The organism is Streptomyces hainanensis (assembly GCF_004348415.1).
Lineage (GTDB): Bacteria > Actinomycetota > Actinomycetes > Streptomycetales > Streptomycetaceae > Streptomyces > Streptomyces hainanensis.
The window spans coordinates 1-2,517 of the sequence record NZ_SMKI01000719.1 but is presented as its reverse complement, the minus strand read 5'-3'; the positions used below and the strand labels follow the sequence as shown (position 1 = coordinate 2,517).

Annotated in this window: 3 protein-coding genes; 1 reads left to right on the top strand and 2 read right to left on the bottom strand. The window is 76.2% G+C overall.

Going from position 1 to position 2,517, the window contains the following annotated elements; all coding sequences use genetic code 11:
* Nucleotides 1-134: 134 nt before the first annotated feature.
* Nucleotides 135-956, bottom strand: coding sequence for a trehalose-phosphatase (gene otsB / locus E1283_RS35145; protein WP_132822221.1), 822 nt, complete (start codon nucleotides 954-956; stop codon nucleotides 135-137).
* Between the two features lie 52 nt (nucleotides 957-1,008).
* Entirely contained in the window at nucleotides 1,009-1,269 is a 261-nt protein-coding gene (locus E1283_RS35140; RefSeq protein ID WP_132822220.1) for a DUF3263 domain-containing protein, read from the bottom strand.
* An 85-nt stretch (nucleotides 1,270-1,354) separates the two neighbouring features.
* On the opposite strand from E1283_RS35140, the gene E1283_RS35135 reads away from it, so the two are divergent.
* The gene (locus E1283_RS35135; protein ID WP_132822219.1) at nucleotides 1,355-2,302 is read left to right on the top strand and encodes an SIS domain-containing protein; all 948 of its coding nucleotides are present in this window, start codon (nucleotides 1,355-1,357) and stop codon (nucleotides 2,300-2,302) included.
* Nucleotides 2,303-2,517: the final 215 nt, after the last annotated feature.

The following is a 2,517-nucleotide window of genomic DNA, read 5'->3' as shown; positions in this document are numbered from 1 at the left end:
CCCCCAGCGGGGTGCCCCCGTGAGTCGCCTGCCCCGCCACCTGGTGTTCGTCCGCTTCGTCATGACGTGAACGCTACGGAGCGTCAACTGCCGCGACCATCGCGCCAGCAGGAGTCTTCCTGGTGGGGTTAGCTCTACCCCAGCGCGTCGGCCAGCCGCCGCAGGAAGTCGACCAGGCCGGCCGGTCCCGGCACGGTCAGGTCGGTCGCCTCGGCGAGCCGCGCCACCTCGTCGCTGCCGCTGCACACCCGGAGCCCCGGCACGCCGCCCGTCCGCAGCTCGGCGACGGCGGAGAACGCGGCCAGGTCGCCCAGGTCGTCGCCCGCGTAGAGCACGGCGCCCGCGTTCCGCTCCCCGACCAGCGCGGTCAGCGCGGCGCCCTTGTCCATTCCGGGCGGCCGTAGTTCGAGCACCTGCCGGCCCGGTTCCAGGACCAGGCCCCAGTTGGCCGCCATCCGCTCCATCGGCTCCCGCAGGGCGTCGAAGGCGGCCTCCGGGTCGGGGGCGCGGCGGGTGTGCAGGGCCAGCGCGTTGCCCTTGTCCTCCAGGTGCGCGCCGGTGCGGCGGGCCTGCGCCGCCGCTTCGAGGCGGGCGCCCGCGATGCCGCGGTGCGGCGGCGGCGCGCTCAACTCGCCGGTGGCCGCGTCCCAGCGCTCGGCCCCGTAGGCGCCGAGGACGACGAGACCGGCGAGTTCGGGATGCGCCTCGAACCCGCCGAGCTTCACGGCCACGGCGGCCGGCCGCCCGGTGACGATCGCCACCCCGGCCACCCGCCCGGCCAGCCGTGCCAGCGCCGGCACGGCGTCCGGATGCGCCCTGGCCAGCGCCGGATCCTCGACGATCGGCGCCAGCGTTCCGTCGAAGTCGAACGCCAACAACGCCCGCGCCGGCTCCCGCACGATGGCCTGGAGCGCGGCCCGCCCCTCTTCCGTCCGTGGTTCGGGAAGGTTGCCCATGCCGCGACCCTACCCAGCCGGCGCGCCGCCAGACCGGAGGACGGGACAGCGCCTAACGGTTGGCGCGTTGGCGGGCGCGCCGCGCGCGGAGGCGGTTGACGGTGACGGGGTCGTGGGCCAGGGCGGCGGGGTCGTCGAGGAGGGCGTTGAGCAACTGGTAGTAGCGGGTCGGGGAGAGGCCGAGCCGCTCCCTGATCGCCCGCTCCTTGGCGCCGGCGCGCGGCCAGGAGGCGCGCTCGACGGCGAGGATCGACCGGTCGCGCTCGGACAGGCCGCCCTCGGCCGCGTCCCGTCGTTCCCCGGTTGTCCCCACTCGGCCATTTTATGGCCGGCCTCGGACACTCCCCGGCTGGGTAAGGCGTTACCACGGGGAACACCGTCGCGTGTGAGGAGTTCCGATGTCCGACCCCACCATCACCGAGCGGGAGATCGCGACCCAGCCCGACTGCTGGCGGCGCGCCGCGCTGGACGCCAGGGACGCGCTGGCCGGCGGCTTCGCCGAGGCGCTGCCCGGGCCCGGGGAGCGGGTGGCGGTCGCCGGCTGCGGGACGTCCTGGTTCGTCGCCCAGTCCTACGCGGCGCTGCGCGAGGCCGCCGGGCAGGGCGAGACGGACGCGTTCGCCGCCTCCGCCTTCCCCGTCGCCCGCGGCTACGACCGGGTGGTGGCGATCACCAGGTCGGGCACCACCACCGAGGTCCTCGACCTGCTCGCCGCGTTGCGCGAGCGGCGTCCCGACACGCCGGTGCTCGTGCTCACCGCCGACCCCACCTCGCCCGCGCTGCGGGCCGCCCGGCACGTCGTCGTGCTGGACTACGCGGACGAGCGCTCGGTGGTGCAGACGCGTTTCGCGACCAGCGCGCTGGCCTTCCTGCGCGCCGCGCTGGCCGGCACCGGGCCGCTGCCGGCGGGGGTCAAGCCGCTCGCCGAGGCGGTGGACGACGCCGAGTTGGCGCTCCGTCACCCGCTGCCGGCCGACGTGGTGTCGGCCGGCCAGTGGACGTTCCTCGGCCAGGGCTGGGGCTACGGCCTGGCGCTCGAGGCGGCGTTGAAGCTGCGTGAGGCGGCCGGCGCCTGGACGGAGGCGTATCCGGCGATGGAGTACCGGCACGGGCCGGTGGCCGTCGCCGCGCCGGGGCGGGTGGTGTGGCTGTTCGGTCCGGCGCCCGCCGGGCTCGCGGACGAGGTGCGGCGCACCGGCGCGCTGTTGGTGGCGGACGGCGCGGTGGATCCGCTGGCCGGGCTGGTGCGGGCGCAGCGGCTCGCGGTGGCCGTGGCGGCGGCCCGCGGCCTGGACCCCGACCGGCCGCGGCACCTCACCCGTTCCGTGGTGTTGACCACCGGATAGCGGCGGGATAGGTGTAGTGGACTAGACCTTTCCGGCGGTCCGGGGCCAGACTTGCGGGTGTGAGTCTCCCCCAAGACGCCGAAGACGCCCACGACTCCTATGTGATCGCCCTCGACGTGGGCGGCACCACCATCAAGGCCGCCCTGACCGGCCCCGACAACGTGCCGCGCCACGAGGCCCGTCGGCCGACCGGCGGCGGAGGCGGGGACGGGGGC